This window comes from Profundicola chukchiensis, from assembly GCF_029664245.1.
In the GTDB taxonomy this organism is placed as follows: Bacteria; Bacteroidota; Bacteroidia; order Flavobacteriales; family Weeksellaceae; genus Profundicola; species Profundicola chukchiensis.
Genome location: NZ_JANAIE010000101.1, coordinates 1 through 210, shown reverse-complemented (window position 1 = coordinate 210; position 210 = coordinate 1). Strand labels below are relative to the sequence as shown.

The 210-nt window shown below is 66.2% G+C and carries 1 protein-coding gene; it reads right to left on the bottom strand.

Annotated features, from left to right (window positions below; genetic code table 11):
• Nucleotides 1–210 (bottom strand): hypothetical protein (locus tag NLM59_RS11815; RefSeq protein ID WP_304417979.1); only part of this gene is annotated, 210 nt, incomplete at both ends.

Sequence of the window (210 nt, the reverse complement as noted above, 5' to 3'; positions counted from 1 at the left end):
ATCGTGCCGCTCGGTGGTTGCAGTGACATCTCGTGGATCACCCGATCCCGCGCCGCGCGCATTACCGAATGCCCCGCGAACAGCCGTGTCTCGCCCCCCCGCGAAAGGAAATCCGCCGCGTCAAACACCGCCGTCACTGCCGCGCTCAGCCGGTCGAAATGCGACCGCAGACCGGCGGCTGCATTCAAGGCGCTTTCGATGTTGTCCGCC